The sequence below is a fragment of the Stenotrophomonas maltophilia genome, from assembly GCF_013464485.1.
Taxonomy (GTDB): domain Bacteria; phylum Pseudomonadota; class Gammaproteobacteria; order Xanthomonadales; family Xanthomonadaceae; genus Stenotrophomonas; species Stenotrophomonas maltophilia_AW.
The window spans coordinates 45,971-71,082 of sequence record NZ_RAUX01000038.1; the positions used below are offsets into that span (position 1 = coordinate 45,971).

Annotated in this window: 20 protein-coding genes; 11 read left to right on the forward strand and 9 right to left on the reverse strand. The window is 65.7% G+C overall.

The window, feature by feature from the left end:
• Positions 1-98 precede the first annotated feature (98 nt).
• The 3 genes from recF to dnaA all read right to left on the reverse strand — a co-directional run bounded on the left by recF (position 99) and on the right by dnaA (position 4,893).
• Complete coding sequence (recF, locus tag D7Y61_RS17260) at positions 99-1,193, reverse strand: DNA replication/repair protein RecF (RefSeq protein ID WP_180868053.1); 1,095 nt, start codon at positions 1,191-1,193, stop codon at positions 99-101.
• A 992-nt stretch (positions 1,194-2,185) separates the two neighbouring features.
• Positions 2,186-3,286, reverse strand: coding sequence for a DNA polymerase III subunit beta (dnaN, locus tag D7Y61_RS17265; protein ID WP_005411731.1), 1,101 nt, complete (start codon positions 3,284-3,286; stop codon positions 2,186-2,188).
• Positions 3,287-3,561: 275 nt separating this feature from the next.
• Positions 3,562-4,893, reverse strand: a complete 1,332-nt coding sequence (gene dnaA, locus D7Y61_RS17270) for a chromosomal replication initiator protein DnaA (protein ID WP_180868055.1) — start codon at positions 4,891-4,893, stop codon at positions 3,562-3,564.
• Between the two features lie 255 nt (positions 4,894-5,148).
• On the opposite strand from dnaA, the gene rpmH reads away from it, so the two are divergent.
• The 6 genes from rpmH (at position 5,149) to D7Y61_RS17300 (ending at position 12,933) form a co-directional block, all read left to right on the forward strand.
• Positions 5,149-5,289 carry a 50S ribosomal protein L34 gene (gene rpmH, locus D7Y61_RS17275; RefSeq protein ID WP_005411729.1) on the forward strand — a complete coding sequence of 47 codons (141 nt, stop codon included), beginning with the start codon at positions 5,149-5,151 and terminating at the stop codon, positions 5,287-5,289.
• 5 nt (positions 5,290-5,294) lie between these two features.
• Positions 5,295-5,789 carry a ribonuclease P protein component gene (rnpA, locus tag D7Y61_RS17280; protein WP_180868056.1) on the forward strand — a complete coding sequence of 165 codons (495 nt, stop codon included), beginning with the start codon at positions 5,295-5,297 and terminating at the stop codon, positions 5,787-5,789.
• Complete coding sequence (gene yidC / locus D7Y61_RS17285; RefSeq protein WP_180868058.1) at positions 5,789-7,504, forward strand: membrane protein insertase YidC; 1,716 nt, start codon at positions 5,789-5,791, stop codon at positions 7,502-7,504. The genes rnpA and yidC overlap by 1 nt, the downstream gene beginning before the upstream one ends.
• A 150-nt stretch (positions 7,505-7,654) precedes the next feature.
• A complete protein-coding gene (locus tag D7Y61_RS17290; protein WP_180868059.1) occupies positions 7,655-10,327 on the forward strand; it encodes a polysaccharide deacetylase family protein in 2,673 nt (890 codons plus the stop codon).
• A gap of 3 nt (positions 10,328-10,330) precedes the next feature.
• Positions 10,331-11,680 carry a tRNA uridine-5-carboxymethylaminomethyl(34) synthesis GTPase MnmE gene (mnmE, locus tag D7Y61_RS17295; protein ID WP_180868061.1) on the forward strand — a complete coding sequence of 450 codons (1,350 nt, stop codon included), beginning with the start codon at positions 10,331-10,333 and terminating at the stop codon, positions 11,678-11,680.
• Between the two features lie 137 nt (positions 11,681-11,817).
• Positions 11,818-12,933 (forward strand): glycerophosphodiester phosphodiesterase family protein, encoded by a 1,116-nt coding sequence (locus tag D7Y61_RS17300; RefSeq protein WP_180868063.1) that lies wholly within the window; start codon positions 11,818-11,820, stop codon positions 12,931-12,933.
• 149 nt (positions 12,934-13,082) lie between these two features.
• Here D7Y61_RS17300 and D7Y61_RS17305 read toward each other — a convergent pair whose 3' ends face one another.
• Positions 13,083-13,853, reverse strand: coding sequence for a rhomboid family intramembrane serine protease (locus tag D7Y61_RS17305; protein WP_180868069.1), 771 nt, complete (start codon positions 13,851-13,853; stop codon positions 13,083-13,085).
• A 106-nt stretch (positions 13,854-13,959) separates the two neighbouring features.
• Positions 13,960-14,922, reverse strand: a complete 963-nt coding sequence (locus tag D7Y61_RS17310) for a TerC family protein (RefSeq protein ID WP_010487446.1) — start codon at positions 14,920-14,922, stop codon at positions 13,960-13,962.
• Positions 14,923-15,295: 373 nt separating this feature from the next.
• Here D7Y61_RS17310 and D7Y61_RS17315 point away from each other — a divergent pair, with 373 nt between their 5' ends.
• Together D7Y61_RS17315 and D7Y61_RS17320 are read left to right on the forward strand one after the other, a co-directional pair.
• Positions 15,296-16,465: a class I SAM-dependent rRNA methyltransferase gene (locus tag D7Y61_RS17315; RefSeq protein ID WP_180868071.1), complete on the forward strand. Its 1,170-nt coding sequence runs from the start codon at positions 15,296-15,298 to the stop codon at positions 16,463-16,465.
• 128 nt (positions 16,466-16,593) lie between these two features.
• Positions 16,594-17,835 (forward strand): dipeptidase, encoded by a 1,242-nt coding sequence (locus tag D7Y61_RS17320; protein WP_180868073.1) that lies wholly within the window; start codon positions 16,594-16,596, stop codon positions 17,833-17,835.
• A 92-nt stretch (positions 17,836-17,927) separates the two neighbouring features.
• Here D7Y61_RS17320 and D7Y61_RS17325 read toward each other — a convergent pair whose 3' ends face one another.
• The 3 genes from D7Y61_RS17325 to D7Y61_RS17335 all read right to left on the reverse strand — a co-directional run bounded on the left by D7Y61_RS17325 (position 17,928) and on the right by D7Y61_RS17335 (position 21,163).
• Positions 17,928-19,355, reverse strand: coding sequence for an amino acid permease (locus tag D7Y61_RS17325; protein ID WP_180868075.1), 1,428 nt, complete (start codon positions 19,353-19,355; stop codon positions 17,928-17,930).
• A 191-nt stretch (positions 19,356-19,546) separates the two neighbouring features.
• A complete protein-coding gene (gene leuE / locus D7Y61_RS17330) occupies positions 19,547-20,176 on the reverse strand; it encodes a leucine efflux protein LeuE (protein WP_010487461.1) in 630 nt (209 codons plus the stop codon).
• A gap of 15 nt (positions 20,177-20,191) precedes the next feature.
• Positions 20,192-21,163, reverse strand: coding sequence for a LysR family transcriptional regulator (locus D7Y61_RS17335; RefSeq protein WP_180868077.1), 972 nt, complete (start codon positions 21,161-21,163; stop codon positions 20,192-20,194).
• 91 nt (positions 21,164-21,254) lie between these two features.
• Between D7Y61_RS17335 and D7Y61_RS17340 the strand changes: the two genes are divergently transcribed.
• Positions 21,255-22,262 carry a zinc-binding alcohol dehydrogenase family protein gene (locus D7Y61_RS17340; RefSeq protein WP_180868079.1) on the forward strand — a complete coding sequence of 336 codons (1,008 nt, stop codon included), beginning with the start codon at positions 21,255-21,257 and terminating at the stop codon, positions 22,260-22,262.
• A 153-nt stretch (positions 22,263-22,415) separates the two neighbouring features.
• Here the strand turns inward: D7Y61_RS17340 and D7Y61_RS17345 are convergent, their stop codons facing one another.
• Positions 22,416-23,021, reverse strand: a complete 606-nt coding sequence (locus D7Y61_RS17345) for a glutathione S-transferase family protein (RefSeq protein ID WP_180868080.1) — start codon at positions 23,019-23,021, stop codon at positions 22,416-22,418.
• Between the two features lie 55 nt (positions 23,022-23,076).
• Between D7Y61_RS17345 and D7Y61_RS17350 the strand changes: the two genes are divergently transcribed.
• A complete protein-coding gene (locus tag D7Y61_RS17350; RefSeq protein ID WP_180868082.1) occupies positions 23,077-24,645 on the forward strand; it encodes a DNA recombination protein RmuC in 1,569 nt (522 codons plus the stop codon).
• 61 nt (positions 24,646-24,706) lie between these two features.
• Positions 24,707-25,096 carry a hypothetical protein gene (locus tag D7Y61_RS17355; protein ID WP_180868084.1) on the forward strand — a complete coding sequence of 130 codons (390 nt, stop codon included), beginning with the start codon at positions 24,707-24,709 and terminating at the stop codon, positions 25,094-25,096.
• Positions 25,097-25,112: the final 16 nt, after the last annotated feature.

Sequence of the window (25,112 nt, forward strand, 5' to 3'; positions counted from 1 at the left end):
GCTCCGCAGGTCGGCCACCGCTTGGGGCGATGTGCCGAGAATGAAAGGATTCCAACCCGAATTATACCAGCCGGGGTCGAGCGGCCCTGGTGTGCCCACTATGGCACAGCCACGATCTGTGCATGTTCCACGTGGAACCGGGCGATGTGGGTCAGTTTCTGCAGCGCCGCCGGGGTTTCCGTGGCGGTGATGAAGATCTGTGCCGGTCCACTGAGCAGACGTTCCAGTACCCGCGCCTGATGGGTGCGATCCAGCTCCGAGGCCAGATCGTCCAGCGCGATCACCGGCCATTCGCCGCGCTGTTCCGCATAGTCCTCCGCCTGTGCCAGCAGACAGGCCAACGCCGTCAGCTTGGCCTGGCCGCGGGACAACGCATCACGACCAGGGATGCTGTGGAAATCCACACTCCAGTCCGCCCGGTGCGGGCCCACCGAGGTATACCCGGCCTGCCGGTCACGTTCCCGGGCCAGAAGCAGGGCATCGGCCAACGGCAGTTCATGCCGCCGCCATCCAGGACTCAGTTCCAGTCCCTGGATGCCGAGTTGCGGCGCCAGGCTGGCGGCCAATGCCACGGTGCGCTTCTGCAGGCGCTCCAAGTAGTGCTGGCGGCGGCTGGTCAGCGGTTCTCCGGCCTCGGCCAGCTCGTGATCCCAGGTATCGAGCATCCGCGACGGCCCGCCCTGCTTGAGCAGGGCATTGCGCTGCTTCAGCGCCCGGGAGTAGCGGCGCCACAGGGACAGAAAGTCCGGTTCCACGTGGAACAAGCCCCAATCGAGGAAGCGGCGGCGAGGTTCGCCACCACCACTGACCAATGCATGGCTCCCAGGCTCGAACGTCACCACCGCCAGCGCTGCGCAGAGATTGCCCAGCTGCGCGACATCCTCGCCGTCCAATCGCCCCTTCCAGTCGTGGCCGCTGTGGCGCAGCCCGGCCTTTCGGCGGTGCGGCGGGTGATCGGCACGCTGTTCGTCCCATTCCACGAAGATTTCCAACGCTTGCTGGCCCTGGCGCAGCAATCCATCGCGGACCCGCCCACGGAAGCTGCGTCCATAGGCCATCAGATGCAGGGCTTCGAGCACGCTGGTCTTGCCGGCACCGTTGTCGCCGGTCAGCAGGTTCAATCCCGGCTGGGGCGACAGGTCCACCGCACTGAAGCGACGCAGTTGGTGCAGGGCGAGGCGGCGGATAAGCATGGGGCGCGAAAGACCATCCGCACGATGCGGGAGTGGGGCAGGGAATCCATCAGCTTACTGCATCGGTCAAGCGGGACGCGACGAGCTCGCTGCAAAGCGGAGGAGAAGCCTCTGCGCGCCAGGCGATCGCATGTTCCACGTGCCGCCACACCATCCGCTTGGCCCCTTACAAGCCTTGGACCTTGCCGAAATCCCTTCAATTCTATCGAGGGCAGCAGGGCATCAACCCTCAGATTTCAACGATTTCAGAGCCTTTGCACCGGCGTGAGTGCGAGCTTCGGCAGGGATGCTGGTCGGATGACCCCGCGGATTCCTTCAAATCTGCAATCCAGTGTCCCGGAGGGTTCCACAGATTTCAAAGAATTCCCCCCCTTCGTTTCACGCTGTCCACAGAGGGTCTGTATGACTTATACACAAGGTATGGGCAATTTGTGGATAAAAAAGGCCTTATGCCTGCCTCTTAAAACTATCCACAGGTTCCCCCCCAGCCTGGGGGGCCTCTATACAGGGGGTTTCAGCCGCATAAATTCCTTTAAAATCATAAAGATAACCGGTTTTTCCACGAGATCTGGCCCTACCATCACCACCATGCTTTAGATTTATACCCAGATTTAGAAGCTAGGCTTGGCCCGATCTGCCCCAAATCGGTCCTGTGGACAGAGTCGTTTGCAGAAGCAGCAGGGATCGCGGCATCAGCGGCGCTCCGCTTGGTCAATCCAGTCAGATCTGGCCGAATGCACCCGCGTTGACATTCCAGGTGCAGGTGCTTCCGATCGAACGTGATGCGTCAGCGAACATTGGCTGCAATCGCTGGTCCCAACGCTCGCCATGAATGGTGCTGAAGGCAGAGCGAAAGAAGGGGACCAACGATGAGGATGACGTCCCTCCAAGCGAAGGCTGCTCGACAACCCGATTCAATGCTCCACGTGAAACAAAAAAACGCCCGGGAAGATCCCGGGCGTCTTTCGGTTCCACGTGGAACAGCGCTGTTGTCAGAGACGCAGCGGCATGACCACGTGACGCGACTTCTCACTGCTGGATTCACGCACCAGCGCCGAGGAGTTGGAATCGCGCAGCTGGATGATGACTTCCTCGTCGCGCAGTGCGGACAGGGCATCCAGCAGATAGTTCACGTTGAAGCCGATGGCCAGATCGCTGACCGTGGTATCGGCCTCGATCTCTTCCTGGGCCTCTTCCTGTTCCGGGTTGTGCGCGCTGATCTTCAGGTTGCCCGGAGAGACTTCCACGCGGATGCCGCGGTACTTCTCGTTGGACAGGATTGCGGCACGCTGCAGCGAGGCGCGCAGTGCTTCGCGATCCACCTTCACTTCGCGGTCGGCACCGATCGGAATCACCGCTTCGTAATCCGGGAAACGGCCGTCGATCAGCTTCGAGGTGAAGGTGACATCGTCGCGCTTGACGCGGACGTGGCTGCGACCGACTTCCAGCTCGATCTCGCGATCGCCGCTTTCCAGCAGGCGCTGCAGCTCGGTCACACCCTTGCGCGGCACGATGATCTGGCGCTTGGAACCGCTGGGCTTGGCCAGGTCGGTTTCACACAGGGCCAGGCGATGGCCGTCGGTAGCGACGGTGCGCAGTGCATCACCGCGCAGGTCGAACAGCAGGCCGTTGAGGTAGTAGCGCACGTCCTGCTGGGCCATCGCGAACGCGGTGCGTTCGATCAGTTCCTTCAGGGTCGCTTCGCCGATGGCCACGCGCTCGGTGGCTTCCACTTCGTCCACCGACGGGAAGTCGTTGGACGGCAGGGTGGCCAGGGTGAAGCGGCTGCGACCGGCCTGCACGGTGATCTTGTCACCGGTCTGCGAGACGGTGATCCGGCTGCCGTCTGGCAGGGCGCGGATGATCTCGAACAGCTTACGGGCGGGAATGGTGGTTTCGCCGTCCTGGGCGTCTTCAACCGCGATCCGCGACACCATCTCCACTTCCAGGTCGGTACCGGTCAGCGACAGCTGGCCGTTCTGCACCTGGACCAGGAAATTGGCCAGAACCGGAAGGGTCTGGCGGCGTTCGACCACGTTGACGACCTGTGCCAACGGCTTGAGAAAGGCTTCGCGCTGCAGTGTGAAACGCATGTGGTTCCGTGCCCCTATGCTTTAAAAAATGTGGAATAAATCAAAAGCTTGGTGGTGCTGGTAGAGACAGAATCGCTGGAAAACAACGCTAAGTCTTTGTAAATAAAAGAATTTCAGACCTCGAAACCCTCTGTATTACCGACCCCCAGGGGGTGGGGAAAGCTGTGGATAAAATTGGCGCGATTTCAAACGCCCTTTTTATCCACAACGTGTCCCGCGCTTGCTACCGGATTCTGCACCGTTTTGTGCGATGACGCCTCATCGGCATCCGTGCATCATTCGCTCAGCTTCCGGATCAGCTTGTCCCAGTCCTCGCGGAGCTTGCCGTCGGTTTCCATCAGGGTGCGGATCTGACGGCAGGCATGCAGCACCGTGGTGTGATCGCGACCGGCAAAGGCATCGCCGATCTCGGGCAGGCTGTGCTCGGTCAGTTCCTTGGTCAGGGCCATGGCGACCTGGCGCGGGCGGGCAAGCGAACGGGTCCGGCGCTTGGACAGCAGATCCTTGATCTGCAGCCCGTAGTAGTCGGCCACGGTTTTCTGGATGTTGGGAATGCTGATCGCCTGCTGCTGGGCACGCAGCAGGTCGCGCAGGGTTTCCTGGGCGAATTCGGTGGTGATCGCGCGGCCGGTGAAATTGGCGCGGGCGGTCAGGGTATTGAGCGCGCCCTCGAGGTCGCGCACGTTGGAGCGCATCTTCTTGGCGATCAGGAACGCAACATCATCGGGAATCTCGGCACCGCGTTCGCGCGCCTTGGCCAGCACGATCGCGGCGCGGGTCTCGAAGTCCGGCGGTTCGATCGCGACCGACAGGCCCCAGGCAAGCCGCGACTTCAGGCGCGCTTCCAGGCCCTCGACTTCGCGCGGATAGCGGTCACAGGTCAGGATGATCTGCTGCTTGCCATCGAACAGCGCGTTGAAGGTGTGGAAGAACTCTTCCTGGGTGCGGTCCTTGCCGGCGAAGAACTGGATGTCATCGATCAGCAGCGCGTCCACCTGCTGGAACTGGCGCTTGAACTGATCCATGGTCTTTTCCTGCAGGGCCCGGATCATTGCGCTGAAGAACTGTTCCGAGCGCAGGTACAGCACCTTGGCGCCAGGATTGACCTGGCGCATGGCGTTGCCGGCAGCGAACATCAGGTGGGTCTTGCCCAGGCCGGTGCCCCCATACAGCAGCAACGGGTTGTGCGCGCGGTCGCCCGGTTTCTGCGCCGCCTGGAAGGCGGCGGCCAGGCCCAGCTGGTTGCTGCGGCCCTCGACGAAGTTGGCGAAGGTGTAGTGGTTGTCCAGGTTGCCGGCGAACGGCACCTGCGGTTCGCTGGAAACGTGCGCCGACGGCGTGGAAACCGGCGTGTTCTGCGCCTCCACGGGGCGCGGGCGCGAGCCGATTTCAAGAAAAACGTCGCTGAAACCGGCGAAGTGCGCCAGCAGTTCACGGATCCGTGCCAGGTACAGCTCACGAACCTGGTCGACGATGAAGGCATTCGGTGCATACAGCACCAGGCTGTCCACGCGCAGATCGGCCTGCAGCGGCTTCAACCAGGTATGAACGTCTTCCGGCGGGAACTCCGCTTCGAGGCGCTCGAGACTACGGGACCAAGCATCCATCAGCAATAATCGTCCGGTGGCCGGGGCATGGACGCGACAAGGCGCCCAAACACAGGCCGGAAAGGGGGGAAATGGATGGCTCAGACTACCACCGAGCGCCCGCCTTCGGAATGCTTGTCCCCTACTTATTCACAAAAACATCCACAGCTATTGCACAGCCCGGTGAATTCGCGTAGCTCCAAGGGGTTGACGTGAGGGGGGAGACCTCTCTAGAATTTCCGGTTCTTTCCGTCCCATTCATACGAGAGGCCCCCAATGGCCACGAAGCGCACCTACCAGCCCAGCAACCTCAAGCGTAAGCGCGACCACGGCTTCCGTGCCCGTATGAAGACCGCTGACGGCCGCAAGATCCTGTCGCGTCGCCGCGCCAAGGGCCGCAAAGTCCTGAGCGCCTGATTGCCATGCCGCACATCGCGGCAGACGCAATCCCTTCGACAGTGAATACTGCAGACCCGCGCAAGCGATTCCCTCGCTCTGCGCGGGTTCGCACGCGTGCCGAATATTCAACGGTCTTCAACGGCGCCCGCCGTGTGTCCGATCCGCTGATGACCCTGCACTGGCTGCCGGCTGACCGGCCGGCCAGGCTGGGTCTGGCGGTTTCCCGCAAGGTTGATCCGAACGCCGTCGGGCGTAACCGGATCAAGCGCGTCCTGCGCGACACCCTGCGTCAGACACGTACCGACATCCAGCCAGGCGACTTCGTCGTCGTGGCCCGTAGTGCTGCGCGTTCCGCCAGCAACGACGAGATCCGCCAGGCCTTCCTGCGCCTGCTGCGTCGCCTGCGTGCATTGCCCGCGCCGGGCGTGGACGGCACAATGCCGCCGCCTGATGGCATCGCAACTCCTTCTTTGACCGAGCCGGCATCGCGTCCCGGCCCCGCCGAGCCTGTCCGCTGATGAACCAGACCCGCGTATTCCTCATTTTTGCCTGGCTGATGGTGGCCGTGCTGCTGTGGATGGAGTGGAGCCGTGAAAAGGCTGCTCCGACCCCGGCACCGACGACCACGTCGGCCCCGGCTGCCGCACAGAGTGTTCCGGGTGCGACCCCGGGCGCCATCCCCAACGCCCAGGTGCCGGGCGCCCCGGGCCAGGCTGCCGTGCAGGCCCAGGCCAGTGCCACCCCGGCCAGCCAGCGCGTGACCGTCACCACCGACGTGCTGCGCCTGGTGCTCGACGGCGGCCGCGTGCTGGACGCCGAGCTGCTGCAGTTCCCGCAGACCAAGGACGAAGGCAGCCCGCCGGTCCGCCTGCTGACCGAAGACCCCGCGCATCCGTACAGCGCGATCAGTGGCTGGGCCAGCGAAGACAAGAACACCCCGGTGCCGGGCGCCGACGGCTTCAAGCTGGTCGGTGACACCAAGGACTTCGTGCTGGCCAAGGGCCAGAACGAACTGCAGATCCCATTCGTGTGGACCGCCGACAACGGCGTGACCATCAAGCGCACCCTGACTGTCTCGCGCAACGAGTATGCCGTGCGCTTCAAGGACGAAGTCAGCAATGCCGGCGCTGCGCCGTGGAACGGCTACGTCTACCGCACCCTGGACCGCACCCCGACCATCCTGTCGCGGAGCATGACCAACCCGGATTCCTTCAGCTTCAACGGTGCCACCTGGTACGACAACGACAAGAAGTACCAGCGTCGTGCGTTCAAGGACTACCTGGAAGACGGCACGCTGAACCAGAACATCACCGGCGGCTGGCTGGCGATGCTGCAGCACCACTTCTTCACCGCCTGGATCCCGCAGAAGGACCAGACCGCGCACTACGTGCTGTCGCAGGTGGCCGGTCGTGACCTGATCGAAGCGCGTGGCCCGGCCTTCACCGTCGCTCCCGGCCAGTCGACCAGCACCGAGGCACGCCTTTGGGTGGGCCCGAAGCTGGTCAACCTGATCGCAAAGGAAGACGTGCCGGGCCTGGACCGCGTGGTGGACTACAGCCGCTTCTCGATGATGGCGGTGATCGGCCAGGGCCTGTTCTGGGTGCTGAACCAGGTGCACAAGCTGGTCGGCAACTGGGGTTGGGCGATCGTGGGCCTGGTGGTGCTGCTGAAGCTGGTGCTGTATCCGCTGTCGGCCGTTCAGTACAAGAGCGGCGCCAAGATGCGTCGCTTCCAGCCGCGCATCGCGCAGTTGAAGGAGCGCTATGGCGATGACCGCCAGAAGTTCCAGACCGCGATGATGGAGCTGTACAAGAAGGAAAAGATCAATCCGATGGGCGGCTGCCTGCCGATCCTCATCCAGATGCCGATCTTCTTCGCCCTGTACTGGGTGCTGGTGGAATCGGTCGAGCTGCGACAGGCGCCGTGGCTGGGCTGGATCCAGGACCTGACCGCACGCGACCCGTACTTCATCCTGCCGGTGATCAACGTGGCGGTGATGTGGTTCACCCAGAAGCTGACCCCGGCACCGGGCATGGACCCGATGCAGCAGAAGATGATGCAGTTCATGCCGCTGGTGTTCGGCGTCATGATGGCCTTCATGCCGTCCGGCCTGGTCCTGTACTGGGTGGTCAACGGCGGACTGGGCCTGCTGCAGCAGTGGTGGATGACCAAGCGCCATGGCGGCGAGCCGGTCCCGGCCACCACCGCCCCGGCCCCGGTCAAGAAAAAATAAGCCGACCGGCAGGTCACCTGCTTGGTAGAGTCGACTGTTAGTCGACTGCTCCTGGCCTGACCGACCCGCAAGAAGCCCGCCGCAAGGCGGGCTTTTCGCATGCGGCGTTAGAATTCCCCGCACACCGTTCCTCCCACTTCCGAGTCCGCCATGCCGCGCGCGTCGTCGTTCCGCCTGTTCCTGCCGTCGCTGCTGTTCACCCTGGTCGTTGCCGGCTGTGGTGACAAGGACGCGAAGGTGCCGGCGACCACCGTCACCCAGCCCAGCGCGCAGGCGGCTGCGGCTGCCGATCCGGCCGCCGCACCGTTGCTGGCTGCGTTGCAGAAGCAGCTCGACGGGTACCGCCGGATCATCGTGCTGCTGGCCGACGAGGACCAGCAGTCGGCTGTCGACCGCGGCACCTCCACGCGTGTGGGCCAGCAGCTGTTCCACGATGGACTGGAACAGCGCACGGCCATCGCCGCGCAGTTCGACACGTTGCTGCGCGGCGCCAGTCCGCAGCGCTTCGCCACGCTGGGCACCGTGCTGGACTACATCGAGTCGGCGCCGGAACTGTTCGACGCCGACCGCCTGGCTTTCCGCGAAGTGCTGCGCGATCTGCATGAGCGCGTCGGCACTGACTCTTCGCTGCCGGCGGTGAAGCTGCACCAGCGCATCGGCGAGGACCTGGAAGCGCTCGATGAGATCGAACGCAACTACAACCAGGAACTGACCCGCATCTTCAGCCGCTTCGAGCGCACCCGCGCCATCGAGCTGAAGCGCGAGAAGTGGGACGACTACATCGCCCACCTGCACAAGGACTACAGCCGCGAAGCGATCCTGCGCGACTACGGCGTGATCGAGCCGTACCCGATGTCCATGAAGGACAGCGACCGCGAAATCTTCGGCCGCGACCTGCCGGCCAAGACCGTGGTGCTGACCTTCGACGATGGCCCGCACAAGGCCTACACCGATGAAGTGGTGGCCATCCTCAAGCGCTACGACGTGCCGGGCGTGTTCTTCGAAGTGGGCCGAAACCTGGGCAAGGTCGAGGCCGATGGCAAGGTCAGCCTGGGCCCGATGGCGAAGATCAGCCGTAACCTGATGGAGGAGGGCTATGCGGTCGGCAACCACAGCCTGACCCACGCACAGCTGTCGCGCACCACCGGCGAGGCGCTGCGCCAGCAGGTTCTGGATACCGACACACTGTTGAAGGATGTCGACAGCAAGCGTGCACCGCTGTTCCGCTTCCCCTATGGCGCGCGCAACGCCGAAGGCCTGCAGCTGCTCAACGAGGCCGGGCTGAAATCGATCATGTGGAACATCGATTCGATGGACTGGGCCGACCCGGTCCCGGAGTCGATCGTGCAGCGCGTGCTCGACCAGGTGAACAAGGAACAGCGCGGCATCATCCTGTTCCACGACATCCACGATCGTGCGGTGAAGGCGCTGCCGCAGATCCTCGACCGCCTGATTGCCGATGGCTACCAGTTCGCTGGCTGGAACGGCCGCGAGTTCACCGTTGCCCGTGCGCGCAAGGGCGAGGCCAGTGCGGCCACCGTCACCACCGGCTACGAAAAATCGTGGGCGATCGTGGTCGGCATCGACAACTACGCCAGGTGGCCGAAGCTGGAATACGCCAGCCATGACGCGCAGGCGGTGGCCGACACGCTGACCGGGCAGTTCGGCTTCCCGTCCTCGCAGGTGATCGTGCTGAAGAACGAGCAGGCCACCCGCAACAACATCCTGGCCGCCTTCCACGACCGCCTGGCCGATGACCGCACCGGAAAGAACGACCGCGTGTTCGTGTTCTTCGCCGGCCATGGCGCCACCCGTCAGCTCGCCTCCGGACGTGACCTCGGCTACATCATCCCGGTCGATTCGGACCCGAAGGAATTCGCCACCGACGCCATCGCGATGACCGACATCCAGAACATCGCCGAGAGCATGCAGGCCAAGCACGTGATGTTCGTGATGGATGCCTGCTACAGCGGCCTGGGCCTGACCCGTGGTGGCCCTTCGTCGTCGTCGTTCCTGCGCGAGAACGCGCGTCGCAGCGCGCGGCAGATGCTGACCGCCGGCGGCGCCGACCAGCAGGTGGCCGACGCCGGCCCGAACGGCCATTCGGTGTTTACGTGGGTGCTGCTGCAGGCGCTGGCCGGCAAGGGCGACCTCAACGGCGATGGCCTGATCACCGGTACCGAGCTGGCCGCCTACGTGGCGCCGGCCGTCTCGGCCGTTTCGCACCAGACGCCGGCCTTCGGCAGCCTGCCCGGTTCGCAGGGCGGCGAGTTCGTGTTCCAGGTGCCGGACAGCCAGGAGTTTCTCAATGCCGATACGCGCCAGCTGACCGCCGATGCGATCGCACTGAACAACAAGGTCGAGGCCGCCAGCGAAGCCAAGGGCAGCCAGGCACCGGTGACCGTGGCCGACCTGCAGGGCGGCAAGGCCAAGCTGGTGGTGCCCACCGCCGGCCCGGCGTCGGATCGCCAGCGCGCGCAGCAGGCCAATGACCGTGGCCTGCAGCTGTACCGCGAGAAGCAGTACGACGAGGCGGTGGCGCAGTTCACCGAGGCGCTGAAGCTGCGCCCGGACTTCGCCCAGGCCGCCAACAACCTCGGCTTTGTCTATTACCGCCAGCAGCGCTACGTCGAAGCCGCGCGCTGGCTGGAGAACACGCTGAAGATCGACCCCTCGCGTGCCGTGGCCTATCTGAACCTGGGCGATGCCTACTTCAACGCGGGCGACAAACCCAAGGCCAAGCAGGCCTACACCACCTACCTGGCACTGCAGCCGCAGGGCAGCGGTGCCGCGCAGGCACGCACGCAGCTGGAGAAGCTCTGAGCGATGGACGATACCTTTCGCACTGACACCATCGTCGCCATTGCCAGCGCGCCCGGCGCGGGCGGTGTCGGCCTGCTGCGCCTTTCGGGCCCGCGTGCCGCCGCCATCGCCACCGCGCTCGGTGCGCCCACGCTGCGCCCACGCCATGCCCACTATGCACGCCTACGTGATGCTGACGGCGAGGTGATCGACGATGGCATCGTGCTGTGGTTCCCGGCGCCCAACAGCTTCACCGGCGAGGAAGTGGTGGAACTGCAGGGCCATGGCAGCCCGGTGCTGCTGCAGCAATTGGTCGCGCGCTGCATCGCGCTGGGCGCGCGCCAGGCACGGCCGGGCGAGTTCAGCGAACGCGCCTTCCTCAACGGCAAGCTCGACCTGGCCCAGGCCGAGGCCATCGCCGACCTGATCGCCGCGGGCGACAACCGCGCCGCGCGCGCCGCACGGCGTTCGCTGGATGGCGTGTTCTCGAAGCGCATCGACGCCGTGGTCGAGCAGCTGGTGCTGCTGCGCATCCACGTGGAAGCGGCCATCGACTTCGCCGACGAACCGCTGGATACCCTCGGTGGTGCGCAGGTGCGGCGTGGACTGGATCAGGCGCGCAGTGATCTGGCCCTGCTGCGCCGGGACGCAGAACGCGGCCGCCGCCTGCGCGATGGCCTGCACGCGGTACTGATCGGCCCACCCAATGCCGGCAAGAGTTCACTGTTGAATGCCCTGGCCGGCAGCGAACGCGCCATCGTTACCGACATCGCCGGCACCACCCGCGACACCCTGCGCGAGACCATCCGCCTGGACGGGCTGGAGCTGACCCTGGTCGACACGGCCGGCCTGCGCGACGGCGGCGATGCCATCGAACGTGAAGGCATGCGCCGCGCCCATGTGGAGATCGAGCGCACCGACCTGGCGCTGATCGTGCTGGATGCGCGCGATCCGACGGCCGGTGAGGCCGCGCTGGGTGATGCCGTAGCGGCGGTGCCGCACAAGGTCTACATCCACAACAAGTCGGATCTGCTCGATGTGCTGCCGGCGCTGGACGATCCGGACCGCGTGTTCGTCTCCGCTGTGACGGGTGCCGGCCTGGAAGATCTGCACGCGCGCCTGCGTTCGATTGCCTCGGCCGGGGCAGGGGAGCAGGTGGACGGCGAGTTCTCCGCGCGCACCCGCCACGTAGATGCGATCGAGCGCGCGCAGGAACATGCGCAACGCGCCGATGGCGAGCTCGCGCACGAGCACCTGGAACTGGCCGCCGAGGAACTGCGCCTGGCGCATGACGCGCTGGGCGAGATCACCGGGCAGATGAGTGCCGACGACCTGCTGGGTAGGATCTTCTCCAGCTTCTGCATCGGCAAGTAACTGTAGAGCCGAGCCCATGCTCGGCTGTTCTACCGCTCAGCCGAGCATGGGCTCGGCTCTACAGGTGCAGGCTTCCCCCACCTGTCACATTGCCGCCGCATACTGACGCCCATCACATACCGCTTGGGGAAGTCGCAGTGAAGTCGTGGGGTTGTGCGTTGCTGTTGTCGCTGGCCGTGGCACCATCGGTGGCCATGAGTGCTGAATCCTCCACCCCGGCCGCGCACACGGTGTCGGTCTACGGTCACCGCGGCGCAAGCGCGCTGTTGCCGGAGCACACCCTGGCGGCCTATGCGCAGGCCATCGCCGATGGCGCCGACTACATCGAACCGGACCTGGTGATGACCAAGGACGGAGTGATGGTGGCCCGCCACGAGAACGAGATCGGTGGCACCACCGACGTCGCCTCGCATCCAGAGTTCGCCAGCCGCCGCACCAGCAAGGTCATCGACGGGCAGAAGGTCGACGGCTGGTTCACCGAAGACTTCACCCTGGCCGAGCTGAAGACCCTGTACGCCCGCGAGCGCCTGCCGGAACTGCGCAGCACCGCCTACGACGGCCAGTTCCGCATCGCCAGCCTGGACGAGATCCTGGCCTTCCTGGTCCAGCAGGCCGGCCGCGCCAACCGCGGCATCGGCCTGGTGCCGGAGATCAAGCACCCGACCTACTTCCAGTCGATCAGCCTGCCGATGGAAGACAAACTACTGGCCGCGCTGCGTGGCAACGCCTATACCAACGTCGGCCCGGTCACCATCCAGTCGTTCGAGACCGCCAACCTGCGCTACCTGCGCGGCAAGATCCCGCGCGGCAGCAACATCCGCCTGCTGCAGCTGCTGTGGAAGGGCGATACCCAGCCGGCCGACATCGCCAAGGCCGGTGGAAAGCTGACCTACGCCCAGATGATGACCCCGGCCGGGCTGAAGGACATCGCCAGCTACGCTGACAGCATCGGTCCGGAGCTGCGCTCGATCATTCCGCTGGACGCCAAGGGTGCACTGGGCACGCCGACCTCCCTGGTGCGCGATGCGCACGCAGTGGGGCTGATGGTGATTCCGTACACGTTCCGCCCGGAGAACCATTTCCAGGCCAGCAACCTGCGCAAGGGCGCCGACAACGCGCGCAATGCCGAGGGATCGATCGCCGAAATGCGTGCCTACCTGGCCACCGGCATCGATGCGTTCTTCACCGATGACCCGGCGCTGGGCCGGCAGGCGGTGGATGGAATGGGCGCGGCGGGGAATGCGGCGGACTGACCCGCCAATGCCGCCGGGCATGGCCCGGCGCTACCAGAGGTAACGGCGTGCTCTGGTAGGTGCCAACCTTGGTTGGCACACGACGGTAGAGGTCATGAAGGCTGAGCGATCGTGCCGACCAAGGTCGGCACCCACCCATTGCAGATCCTTCAACCGCGCGGGTCGTCCGGGCGGCGGAACGGGATCACCACGTAGTCCTGGCCTTCGCGCGGCTGCCACAGCACCGGCACGCGCTGCGGTGACGGCGGCTCCAGCTCGTCGTCGGCCAGCGGCTCCACCTCGTCCTCTTCGTCTTCCCAGCTGTAGCGCTGGCGCGGCGGCAGCGGGTCGGCGTTGCGGAACAGCAGCGCGGCAATGATGCCGGCGAAGGCGCCGCCCATGTGCGACTGCCAGGACACGCCGTCGGCGTGCGGCAGGAAGGTCATCAGCATGCCGCCGTAGAACAGCATGCCGATCAGGCCAGTGGCGATGGCCGCGCGGTCGCGGCGCAGCAGGCCCAGGCTGGCCAGCAGGAACATCAAGCCATGGGTCACGCCGCTGGCGCCCAGGTGCACGCTGCCGGGGTTGCCCAGCATCCACGCACCGAGTCCTGAGCCCAGCCATAGCAGTGGCAGCGCGCGTACGGTGGCTTTCGGATACACGCTGCCGGCCAGGGTGCCCAGGATCAGGATGGCGATGCTGTTGGCGGCGATGTGCTCGACCGAAGCATGCAGCATCGGGCCACCGATCAGGCCGAGCAGGCCCTTTGCTTCCAGTGGCGCCACGGCCCAGGGTCGCCAGTCAAAGGAGCCCTGCAGGGCGAACACGGCCACCAGCACCAGCACGGCGGCCAGGCTGACATTGAACGCCCGCAGGATGCGCGAGCGGTCATTGCGGGGGGCCGGCACGTCGCCGGCGGGCAGGGGCGCGTTGTTGTCCATACCTCAGCAATGGCGGTGGCTGGCGCGAAACCAAGGCCACCGCTGCGGGAGAGTGGAAGCGGCCGGCGGGACAATCCCACCGGCCGTGCCGTTCAACCGTTCAGGCTCAGGCCTGGCCTTCGCCTTCCTTCGGCGGGTACTTCAGGCTCAGCACCACGGTGGCGGCGATGATCACCGCGACCACGCCCAGCGACACCGGGGTCGGGATCTTGAACAGGTCGATGATCATCATCTTGATGCCGATGAAGCCCAGCACCAGCGCCAGACCGTACGGCAGCAGGTGGAAGCGGTCGGCCATGCCGGCCAGCAGGAAGAACATCGCGCGCAGGCCCAGCACCGCGAACACGTTGGAGGTGAGCACGATGAACGGGTCGGTGGTGATCGCGAAGATCGCCGGAATGCTGTCCACGGCGAAGATCACGTCGGTGACCGCGATCAGGATCAGCACCGCGAACAGCGGGGTGAACCAGCGCACGCCATCGCGCTTCACGCTCAGCGCGTTGCCGGCGTAGTCCGGCAGCAGGCGCAGGTGCTTGCGCATCCAGCGCAGCGCCGGGTTGGTTTCCAGATCAGGCTCCTGGCCGGCGGCGAACCACATCTTCCAGCCAGTGAAGAGCAGGAAGGCGCCGAACACGTAGAGCAGCCAATGGAACTGGCTGATCAGCACGCTGCCGGCGAAGATCATGATCGTACGGAGCACGATCGCACCCAGGATGCCGATGATCAGCACCTTCTGTCGCTGCTCCTCCGGCACCGCGAAGTAGCTCATGATCATCAGGAAGACGAAGATGTTGTCGACCGCCAGCGCCTTCTCGACCAGGTAACCGGTCAGGAACTCGAGGCCGACCTTGTTGGCGACCACCTGGCCGGCGGTCTCATTCAGGTAGTACCAGAGGCCGGCGTTGAACAGCAGGGCCAGCGCGACCCAGCCGATCGACCACCACAGGGCCTCCTTGAAGGTGACCTTGTGCGGTCCACCATGGCGCATCAATACGAGGTCGACCAGCAGGGCGATGACCACCACCGCTGCGAAGCCGCCCCACAACCACACGTTACCGATCGTCTGCATTGGAAATGTCCGTTGGAAAGATGAATGCCAGGCCGGACGGCGAGGATCTGCAACGGAGGATCGGGAGGGGGATCCAGGGACAGAGCTTCGCCAGTACGGCGAAGGTCTCGCTCGCAGTTCCAGTCGGCTGGAACTGCCGTTGCACCGGAGCCTGCGGGCTCGAAATGACGGCGACAACGTCTGGGAGCTACTCCCCTTCTGGCGCCGATTCTGCCGTCTGGGCGGGCCGCCGTCAAATGCCCCTGCACTGGGGGCGGATCCCCAACGGGGCTCCGTGCCCCCGCTCTGGTAGATGCCAACCTTGGTTGGCATGCCCGCCCAAGTCAGAGCCGCTGCGGGGATCTGACCCCGGTGCCCGGTTTACAATAGGTGGATGAATACCCCCCTTCCGATTGTCCGCCTCAAGAATGCGTGGCGTTCCAGCCACCCGTGGATCTTCCAGAAACTGGTCGAGAAGCCGACCGTCCGGCCAAAGCCCGGTTCCATCGTCGACGTGGTCGGCATCGAGGGCGAGTTCATCGGCCGCGGGTTCTACAACGGGCATTCGCGCATTGCCGTGCGCATCCTTGAAACCGATCAGCACGTGCCGGTCGATGCCGGCTGGTTCTCGCGCAAGATCGCCCAGGCGGTGTCGCTGCGCCGTGAGGTGCTGAAGCTGGACGCGGTGTCCGACGCCTGGCGCGTGGTGCACAGCGAAGGCGACGGCCTGTCCGGCCTGGTGGTCGACCGCTACGGCGACCTGGTGGTGGTCGAGTTCTTCGCCGCCGGCATGTTCCGCCATCGCGAGTGGATCTATGACGCCCTGCGCGAGCAGTTCCCGGGTTGCCGCTTCCACAGCTTCGCCGACGAGCACGTGCAGAAGCAGGAAAGTTTCGACTTCCACGGCAACACCACCACCGAAGCGTCGGTGATCACCGAGTACGGCATCAAGTTCCGCGCCGACCCGGCCGGTGCGCACAAGACCGGCTTCTTCGCCGACCAGCGCGAGAACCGCGAGTGGTTGAGCCAGCAGGTGGAAGGCAAGAGCGTGCTGGACCTGTGCTGCAACACCGGCGGTTTCGCCGTGTATGCGGCGGCGCGTGGCGCTTCGGAAGTGGTCGGCATCGACATCGATGAAGACGTCATCCAGATCGCCAAGGGCAATTCGCGTCTGAACAACGTGCGCCCGAAGTTCATCCAGTCCGACATCTTCCCGTGGCTGCGCGATGCCGCCAACCGCGGCGAGCAGTACGACGTGGTGATCCTGGACCCGGCGAAGATGACCCGCGACCGCGACCAGGTGATCACCGCGCTGAAGAAGTACCTGGACATGAACAAGCTGGCGCTGGGCGTGGTGAAGCCGGGCGGCCTGTTCGCCACCTTCTCGTGCACCGGCCTGGTGGCCGAGGACCAGTTCCTGGACATGCTGCGCCGCGCGGCGTACTTCTCCGGCCGCACGATCCAGATCCTGAAGGTGGCCGGCGCCGGTCCGGACCATCCGTTCATGGCCCATGTGCAGGAATCGCGTTACCTGAAGGCCGTGTTCTGCCGCGTGGTGGATTGAGCCGTCTGCTGCTGTAGAGCCGAGCCCACGCTCGGCTGATCTGCCTGGCAGCCGAGCATGGGCTCGGCTCTACAAATCTGCGGGCCGCAGCGCTATGGTCGGGCTCTTCCCAATGCCGGTGAGAGCCCATGCCTTCGTTGCGCCACCTGTCCGTCGTGCTTGCCCTGGCGCTGTGCGCGCCGCTGTCGGCCCATGCCATCGAGTTCAGCGCACAGGAGCTGGCCCGCGCCAAGGCCCTGCAGCAGCGCCTGGTCACCCTCGACAGCCATCTGGATACGCCGGCCAACTTCGGCCGCAGCGGCTTCGACATCGAACAGCGCCACGACCGTAACGCGCTGTCACAGGTGGATTACCCGCGCATGGTTGAAGGTGCGCTGGACGGTGGCTTCTGGGCGATCTACACCGACCAAGGCGATCGCAGCGCCGCTGCACATCTGGCCGAACGTGACCACGGCCTGCAGCGGCTGCTGGAGATCCGCGAAATGCTGGCCGCCAATCCCGAGCGTTTCGCACTGGCATTGACCGCCGATGACGCGGCGCGGATCAAGGCCGCCGGCAAGCGCGTGGTCTACATCAGCATGGAAAACGCCAGCCCGCTGGTGGAAGACCCCAGCCTGCTCTCGTTCTATCACCGTGCCGGCCTGCGCCTGCTCAGTGCCGTGCACTTCGCCAACAACGAGTTCGCCGATTCGGCCACCGATCCCAAGGGTGCGGAGTGGAAAGGCCTGAGCCCGGCGGGCAAGGATCTGGTGCGGCAGGCAGTGAAGCTGGGCATCGTGATCGACCAGTCGCATGCGTCCGACGCGGTGTTCGACGACCTGCTGGCGATGATGCCGGTGCCGTTCGTGCTCTCGCACAGCTCGGCCAAGGCGGTCTACGACCATCCGCGCAATCTGGATGACGCGCGCCTGCGCAAGCTGGCCAAGGCCGGTGGCGTGATCCAGGTGAATGCCTATGGCGGCTACCTGATCGACACCGCAAAGACGCCCGAGCGCAAACAGGCGGAGGAAGCGCTGAGCAGGCAGCTGGGTGGCTGGGAAGGCATGGGCATAGAGCAGGGCGTTGCCCTGCTGAAGGCCGAGCAGGCGCTGGACCATGAACACCCGATGCGGCACGCTAGTCTGGACGACTTCTTCGCCCACTTCGAGCACATCCTCAAGGTGGTCGGCCCCGAGCACGTGGGCATTGGTCTGGACTGGGATGGTGGTGGTGGCCTGAGTGACCTGCCCGATGTCAGTCAGCTGCCGAAGATCACCGCTTGGCTGCTGCGCAAGGGCTATACCGAGAAGCAGATTGCCGGCATCTGGGGCGGCAACCTGCTGCGGGTGATGCGCCAGGCGCAGGAGTACGCGGCAAAGCAGGGCGGTTGACTGCCCTGCGATAGTGCCGGCCGTTGGCCGCCATTGCCCGTATCAGCAGGACGCGAGTTGCCGGCCAGCGGCCGGCACTACCGGTGAACCGGTTATCTCGCGATCAACGCGTGGCGGCGGCTGTACAGCAAGTACAGCACCAAGCCGGCCACGTTCCACAGCAGGAAGTACAGCTGGGTGCTGTGCGGCAGGCTGATGAACAGATAGATGCAGCCCAGCGCGGCCAGTGGGCCGACCACGAAGGCCGCCGGAGTGCGGAAGGTGCGTTCGCGGTTCGGCTCGCGCAGGCGCAGCACTACCAGGCAGATGCCCACCGCAGTGAACGCGGCCAGGGTACCGGCGTTGGCCAGGGCGGCGATCTCGTCAAGCCGGGCCACGCCGGCCAGCGCCGATACCACCACCGCAGTGAACAGCGTGGTCGCCACCGGCGTGCCGGTACGTGCATTGACCTTGGACAGGCGACGCGGCAGCAGCCCATCGCGGCTCATCACGAAGAAGATGCGGCTCTGGCCGTACAAGAAGGCCAGCAGCACGGTCGGCAACGCGATGATCGCGATCACGCCGATCACCATCGCCGCCGTCGGATGGCCCAGCTGGCGCATGATCAGGGCCAGCGGCTCGGCGCTGTGGCCAAACACCGCGTAGCTCATCGCACCGACGGCGGCCAGCGCCACCAGCACGTAGACGATGGTGCAGCCGATCATCGAACCGATGATGCCGATCGACAGGTCACGGCCAGGGTTCTTGGTTTCCTCGGCGGCGGTCGAAATCGCATCGAAGCCGTAGAAGGCGAAGAAGATGATCGCCGCTGCTGCCATCACGCCGTGCTCGACGCCATCGGGGCCGATCGACTTGGCGAAGCCATACGGCATGAAGGGTTGCAGATTGTTGCTGTCGAACGCCGGCAGCGCCACGGCCACGAAGATGGCCAGCGCGATCAGCTTGAACACCACCAGGATGGCGTTGAGGGTGGCGCTTTCCTTGGTGCCGGCCATCAGCATGCCGGCCACCAGCCAGGTGATGACGATGGCGGGCAGGTTGATCATGCCGCCTTCCACGTGCGGGCCGGCCGCCAGCCAGGCCGGCAGGTGCACGTTCCAGCCGAACTGGGTGTGGACCCACTCGAGGAAGCCGACGAAGTAGCCGGACCAGCCCACCGCCACCGTACTCACCACCAGCGAGTACTCCAGGATCAGGCTCCAGCCCACCACCCAGGCGAATACCTCGCCCAGCGCGCTGTAGCTGTAGGTGTAGGCACTGCCGGCGGCCGGCATCATCGTCGACAGCTCGGCGTAGGACAGCGCGGCGCAGGCACAGACCGCACCGGCAATGGCGAAGGAGATCAGCACGGCCGGGCCGGCCAGGTTGGCACCCACGCCGATCAGCGTATAGATGCCGGTACCGACGATGGCGCCGATGCCCAGCGCGATCAGGTGCGGCCAGCTGAGCGTCGGGATCAGGCGCCTGCCGGCTTCGTGGACGGTGACGGAATCTAGGGACTTGCGCCGGAACAGGGACATGCAGGCCTCGGAAGGGGTGACTAAGAACGACAAGTTCCCGAGTGTGACCGAACGCAGCGCAGCATTGCCACTGATGGGGGTCATGCATGGCGGGACGCGCGCTGCGCCCCGGCGAGGCTGCCGGAATCGGCATAAAACGGCGCGCTGTCCCCCGGTTGCCGCCCGATCCATGCCGGGGCGGTAGTGGGCGCTCAGCCGTTCAACCCCAGTCGGATGCCGAAGCCGACAAGGAACAGGCCGGCCACGCGGCGCAATGCATCGCTGATGCGCGGATGCTGGATCAACCGGCGACGGGCCAGGTTGCCCACGCCGATCAACATCGAGCAGTAGCCGATGCTGACCACCAGGATGATGCCGGCCAGGGCGGCGAAGGTCGCGATGCCCTGGTGCGCCTTCGGATCGATGAACAGCGGCAGGAAGGCCATGTAGAACAGGATCGCCTTCGGGTTGAGCAGGCTGACCAGGATCGCCTGCTGGAAGTAGCGACCCGGCTGCATGCGGATCGGGCCGGCGTCACCGCCCTCGTGCTTGGGTGTGCGCAACAGGCTGATGCCTACCCACACCAGATAGGCCGCGCCGAGGTACTGCACGGCATGGAACACCAGCGGGTTGGCCTTAAGCAGCGCGGCCACGCCGGCCAGCGCCAGCCACATCAGGATCTGGTCGCCGACCAGCAGGCCGGCCAGTGCGGTGTAGCCACCACGCACGCCGCCCCGACCGGTGGCGGTCAGCAGGGTGAAGGTGCCGGGGCCGGGCAGGGCGAGGAACACCAGCACGGCGACCAGAAACGTCCACAGGTCCTGGATGCCCATCCACGGCATGGCGGCGTTCTCTTGTTACGGGGGGCCGCCATTGTCGGTCAGTGCCGGGATTGGCGACAGGGGGCCGCCGAGGCCGTCGGGCATGCCAGACAGCAGCGGTTGCAGGTGCTGGCGCAGCTGCGCGTGCAGTTGCCGTACCGCTGGCGAGAACTGCTTGCGGTGCGGGCATACCAGCTGCAACGGAATGCTGCTGCCAACACCATCCAGCAGCAGCTGCAGGCGCCCGGCCAGCACGTCTTCGCGCAGGTCCAGCCAGGATTTGTAGGTGATGCCTTCACCGGCCACTGCCCAGCGTCGCACTACATCGGCGTCGTCGCAGACCAGCGGGCCATGCACCGGAATCACGCTGCGGCGCCCGTCGACCTCGAACGTCCAGCGATCGTAGGCGCGGCCACTGAGCTGGTAGACCAGACAATCGTGCTCACGCAGCTCGTCCAGGCGGGTGGGCGTGCCGCGCCGCTGCAGATAGTCGGGCGAGGCCGCGAGTACGCGCCGATTGCCTTCGAGCAGGGGCAGGGCGACGTAGTTGGCGTCGTCGAAGTGGCCGATGCGGATCGCCACATCGACTGGATCGCGGAACACATCGGCCACCTCGTCGGACAGGCGCAGGTGCAGCCGCAGCCGCGGATGCGCTGCGCGGAACGCGGTGAGCCAAGGCAGCAGCAGGTTACGGCCGAAGTCCGACGGCGCCGACAGCTGCAGGGTGCCGTGCAGCTCGGTGTCCTCGCCCTGCACGCGCGCCTGGCCCTCGCGCAGGGTGGCCAGCACCTCCTGCGCATACGGCAGGTACAGTGCACCCTCGCCGGTCAGGCGCAGGCTGCGGGTGGTGCGCACGAACAGGCGCAGGTCCAGCTCGCGTTCCAGCCGTGCTACGGCGGCGGCGACCTGGCCGGGTAACAGATCGGCCTCGCGCGCGGCCTGCGAGAAGCTGCCCAGCGCGGCGGTGCGGACGAACAACTGCAGGTCGTCGAAGCGGATCATCTTCATTGCCGGAGTGAAAGTGCTGCCCGATTCTGCGCCTTTCTGCGGGAGCGCGTGCGGCGCAACCTGTCGCCTCCTTCCCCACTGGACCGCTACCATGCGCGCCATTGCCTACACCCAAGCCGGCCTGCCGATCGATGATGCCCAGGCCCTGATCGACATCGAACTGGAGCTGCCGCAGCCCGGCCCGCGTGACCTGCGCGTGGCGGTGCGCGCGGTGGCGGTGAACCCGGTCGACACCAAGGTCCGTCGCGGCGTGGCCACCGATGGCCCGCGCGTGCTGGGCTGGGATGCGGTCGGCATCGTCGACGCGGTGGGCAGCGAGGTGACCCTGTTCCAGCCCGGCGATGCGGTCTACTACGCCGGCGTCATCGATCGCCCGGGCAGCAATGCCGAATACCAGCTGGTGGACGAGCGCAGCGTCGGCCGCAAGCCGGCCAGCCTCGATGATGCCGCTGCTGCAGCGTTGCCGCTGACCGCGATCACTGCCTGGGAGTTGCTGTTCGACCGCCTGCGCATCCCCGAGGGCGGCGGCGAAGGCCAGACTCTGCTGGTGATTGGTGCTGCCGGTGGTGTCGGTTCGATCCTGGTGCAGCTGGCGCGGAAGCTGACCAAGCTGACCGTGATCGGCACCGCCTCGCGTCCGGATACCCAGGACTGGGCGTACGCAATGGGCGCGCATCACGTGATCGACCACAGCCTGCCGCTGGCCGAGGGCCTGGCACGGCTGGGTATCAGCGAGGTACAGCACGTGGCCAGCCTGACCCATTCCGACCAGCACTACGCGCAGATCGTGGAACTGCTGGCGCCGCAGGGCCAGTTCGGCCTGATCGACGATCCGGGCCAGGTGGATGTGATGGCACTCAAGCGCAAGGCGCTGTCGCTGCACTGGGAATCGATGTTCACCCGGCCGCTGTACAGGACCACGGACATGCAGCGCCAGCACGATCTGCTGAACCGGGTGTCCGAGCTGATCGACGCCGGTGTGCTGCAGACCACCCTGGGCGAGCACTTTGGCCGCATCGACGCGGCCAACCTGCGGCGCGCCCACGCGCTGCTGGAAAGCCATCGCGCCAAGGGCAAGATCGTGCTGGAAGGCTGGTAAGGCTCCTGTAGAGCCAAGCCCACGCTCGGCTGCCGTTCGCACATGGGCGTCAGCCGAGCATGGGCTCGGCTCTACCGAGCTTCATCCATGCATGGCGTGGATCAGCCGTGTCGACCAAGGTCGACAGCTACCAACAGCTGCGGGAACCACGGCTCATGCCACGCCGTTGTCGACGTGTTCGGCGAAACCGGGCTGCTGGCGCAGGCGCTCGAACCAGGCCTCTACATGCGGCAGTGCGGGTCTGTTGCCTGGTGTGCTGCGCCAGCGCTGGGTCGACAGGCCCAGTACGATATCGGCGAGGGTGAAGCGTTCGCCCACCACGTGGGCATCGCGGCCTGCCAGCTGCTCATCGAGGACCACCATCAACCGGTTCCACTGCGCCAGGCTGGCCTCGGCGCGGGGGTCATCCGGGTAGTCCGGGTGCTGCCGCACGCGGGCCATGAACACATGGCGCCAGGCACTGTTGAGATCGCTGGCCTGCCAGTCCATCCACTGCTCCACCTGCGCGCGCGCCTGCGGCGTGGTGGGCAGCAGGTCGTCACGACCGGCACGGGTAGCCAGGTAACGGCAGATGCTGTTGGATTCCCACAGCACGAAGTCGCCATCGCGCAGCACCGGCACCTGCCGGTTCGGGTTCAGTGAGGCCAGCAGCCCCGATGGCGGCGCTGGCTCATGGTGCAGGGGCAGGTCGAGCCCGGCGCCCAGCCAAAGTACTTTGCGCACGTTGATGGAGGTGGGCTTTCCGTACAGAGCAATCATGCGCGTTTCCTGATCGGGCCGACCCAGCCTAGCGCAGCAGGGCTAAACTGACCGCATGAACATTGAAGTCCTCATGATCCTGGCAGTGGTCCTGCTGCTGGCGACACTGGTGGCGCTGTTGCTCCTGTGGCGCCGCACCTCCGGCAATCCCGCGTCCGAAGATCTGCGGCGGCAGCTGGACAGCGAGCGCGAACAGCACCGACTCGCCCTGGTCGATGCTGGCCAGCTTCGCGGCCGACTCGATGCGGTGAGCGCTGAACTGGATGGCGAACGGAGCCGCAGCCAGCAGCACGCACAGGCGACCACTACGTTGACTGCCAGGGTGGAGCGCGAAGCGGCGCTGTCTGCCAGTCGCGAAGCACAACTGGCCGAACGAGAAGCGGCGCTGGCACAGGCGCGCGCGGCGCTTGCGGACACCCGCAGCGAGCTGCAGCAGGCGCAGCAGCACTACCAGCAGCTGCATGGTGAGCATGCCCGCGCAGTGGCCAATCTGCAGCACTCGGAACGGGCCAGCGCTGAACTGCGCAGCTATCTCGATACCGCCAAGGAGAAGCTGTCAGGCGCCTTCGCTGAACTGGCAGGCAAGGTGTTCGACGAACGCGGGCAGCAGTTCGAGAAGAACGTGCGGCAGGCGACGGTGCAGTCGCGTGCGGATATCGAGGGGCTGCTCAAGCCATTCGCCGACAAGCTGGGGGATTTCCGCACCCGCGTCGACACCCTGTATGGCGAGGAAGCGCGCCAGCGCGCCAGCCTGCTGGGTGCGGTGGGTGAACTGAAGACGCTCAACCAGGACATGGCCGCGCAGGCATCGGCGCTGACCAATGCGCTGAAGGGCAATGCCAGGGTCCGCGGCGATTGGGGCGAGCTGATGCTCGACAACGTACTGCGTGGATCGGGTCTGGAAGAGGGGGTGCACTACCAACGCCAGAAGCATGCCGTGGATGACGAAGGCGCGCGCCTGCGGCCGGACGTGGTGGTGCAGTTCCCCGACGAGCGCAGCGTGGTGATCGACAGCAAGGTGAACCTGATTGCCTGGCAGGAAGCCATGAATGCCGCCACTCCGGAACAGTCCGAAGATGCGCTGCGCCGGCACGCGGTTGCGTTGCGCCAGCACGTGAAGGACCTGGGCGAGAAGAACTATCCCAAGGCGCTGGGCAGCGAGACGCTGGACATCACCATTGCCTTCGTTCCCATCGAGGGCGCCTTGTCGGCCGCGCTGGGCGCCGATGGCAGCCTGCAGGCGTTCGCCTTCGACAACCGCGTGGTGTTCGCCTCGCCCAACACCCTGATGGCGCTGCTTCGCGTGGCCGAGCGCCTGTGGACGCGCGACAAGGTTCAGAAGCAGGCGCTGAAGATCAGTGAGGCCGGCGGTCTGGTGCTGGATGCGTTGACCGGGTTCCTGAAGGACTTCAATGCCATGGGTGCCAAGCTGGACGACGCTGCCAAGGCCTACACCGATGCGCGCAATCGCCTGATCGACTCGCCCCAGTCGGCCATCAACCGCGCCCGCCGGCTTGCCGAACTGGGCAGCAAGGCCAAGCGCGCGCTGCCGCCGGAGCTGACTCCCGATCCGATGCAGCAGCTGGGTGCATCGGAGGACGACGAGGACCGTAATGGGGGCTGACACGTTGCGTGCACTCTTGCCTGGTTATGCTGGATGCCCTGTGTCCGTGGCGGGTATCGACATGCACCTGCGTTCCTGTGCCGTTCTTGTCCTGGCCGTGTTGCTGGCCGCATGCAGCAGCTCGCCCACGGTTGCCGACACCCCCACGACGGGCGTCACTGCTGAAGCCAGCGAGGCTTACAGGGAAGCGCGCGACGTTGATTGCCGGGCCGCTGGCGGTACCCTGCAGCGGCTGGGCCGGCTGCAGCGCGAGCAGTGCGTGATTCCCTATGCCGATGCCGGCAAGGCCTGCAGCCGCAAAAGCGACTGCACCGGCCAGTGCCTGGCCAGCGGCGAAGGAGTGGCCGGTAGCGCAACCACCGGTACCTGCCAGCGCGACGCCAGCCAGAACTTCGGTTGCCGCCAGCGCATTGATGACGGCAAGGCACAGAGCACGATCTGCGTGGACTGATTGTAGTGCCGGCCGC

What these genes read in the sequence shown, in the direction of transcription:
- rpmH (WP_005411729.1), top strand. Translation starts at nt 5,149, where the DNA reads ATGGCCACGAAGCGCACCTACCAGCCCAGCAACCTCAAGCGTAAGCGC.
- mnmE (WP_180868061.1), top strand. Translation starts at nt 10,331, where the DNA reads ATGGACGATACCTTTCGCACTGACACCATCGTCGCCATTGCCAGCGCG.
- leuE (WP_010487461.1), bottom strand. Translation starts at nt 20,176, where the DNA reads ATGCCGTGGATGGGCATCCAGGACCTGTGGACGTTTCTGGTCGCCGTG.
- D7Y61_RS17315 (WP_180868071.1), top strand. Translation starts at nt 15,296, where the DNA reads ATGAATACCCCCCTTCCGATTGTCCGCCTCAAGAATGCGTGGCGTTCC.
- D7Y61_RS17350 (WP_180868082.1), top strand. Translation starts at nt 23,077, where the DNA reads ATGAACATTGAAGTCCTCATGATCCTGGCAGTGGTCCTGCTGCTGGCG.
- yidC (WP_180868058.1), top strand. Translation starts at nt 5,789, where the DNA reads ATGAACCAGACCCGCGTATTCCTCATTTTTGCCTGGCTGATGGTGGCC.
- D7Y61_RS17345 (WP_180868080.1), bottom strand. Translation starts at nt 23,021, where the DNA reads ATGATTGCTCTGTACGGAAAGCCCACCTCCATCAACGTGCGCAAAGTA.
- D7Y61_RS17290 (WP_180868059.1), top strand. Translation starts at nt 7,655, where the DNA reads ATGCCGCGCGCGTCGTCGTTCCGCCTGTTCCTGCCGTCGCTGCTGTTC.
- D7Y61_RS17310 (WP_010487446.1), bottom strand. Translation starts at nt 14,922, where the DNA reads ATGCAGACGATCGGTAACGTGTGGTTGTGGGGCGGCTTCGCAGCGGTG.
- D7Y61_RS17305 (WP_180868069.1), bottom strand. Translation starts at nt 13,853, where the DNA reads ATGGACAACAACGCGCCCCTGCCCGCCGGCGACGTGCCGGCCCCCCGC.
- D7Y61_RS17325 (WP_180868075.1), bottom strand. Translation starts at nt 19,355, where the DNA reads ATGTCCCTGTTCCGGCGCAAGTCCCTAGATTCCGTCACCGTCCACGAA.
- D7Y61_RS17340 (WP_180868079.1), top strand. Translation starts at nt 21,255, where the DNA reads ATGCGCGCCATTGCCTACACCCAAGCCGGCCTGCCGATCGATGATGCC.
- D7Y61_RS17320 (WP_180868073.1), top strand. Translation starts at nt 16,594, where the DNA reads ATGCCTTCGTTGCGCCACCTGTCCGTCGTGCTTGCCCTGGCGCTGTGC.
- recF (WP_180868053.1), bottom strand. Translation starts at nt 1,193, where the DNA reads ATGCTTATCCGCCGCCTCGCCCTGCACCAACTGCGTCGCTTCAGTGCG.
- D7Y61_RS17335 (WP_180868077.1), bottom strand. Translation starts at nt 21,163, where the DNA reads ATGAAGATGATCCGCTTCGACGACCTGCAGTTGTTCGTCCGCACCGCC.
- rnpA (WP_180868056.1), top strand. Translation starts at nt 5,295, where the DNA reads ATGCCGCACATCGCGGCAGACGCAATCCCTTCGACAGTGAATACTGCA.
- dnaN (WP_005411731.1), bottom strand. Translation starts at nt 3,286, where the DNA reads ATGCGTTTCACACTGCAGCGCGAAGCCTTTCTCAAGCCGTTGGCACAG.
- D7Y61_RS17355 (WP_180868084.1), top strand. Translation starts at nt 24,707, where the DNA reads ATGCACCTGCGTTCCTGTGCCGTTCTTGTCCTGGCCGTGTTGCTGGCC.
- dnaA (WP_180868055.1), bottom strand. Translation starts at nt 4,893, where the DNA reads ATGGATGCTTGGTCCCGTAGTCTCGAGCGCCTCGAAGCGGAGTTCCCG.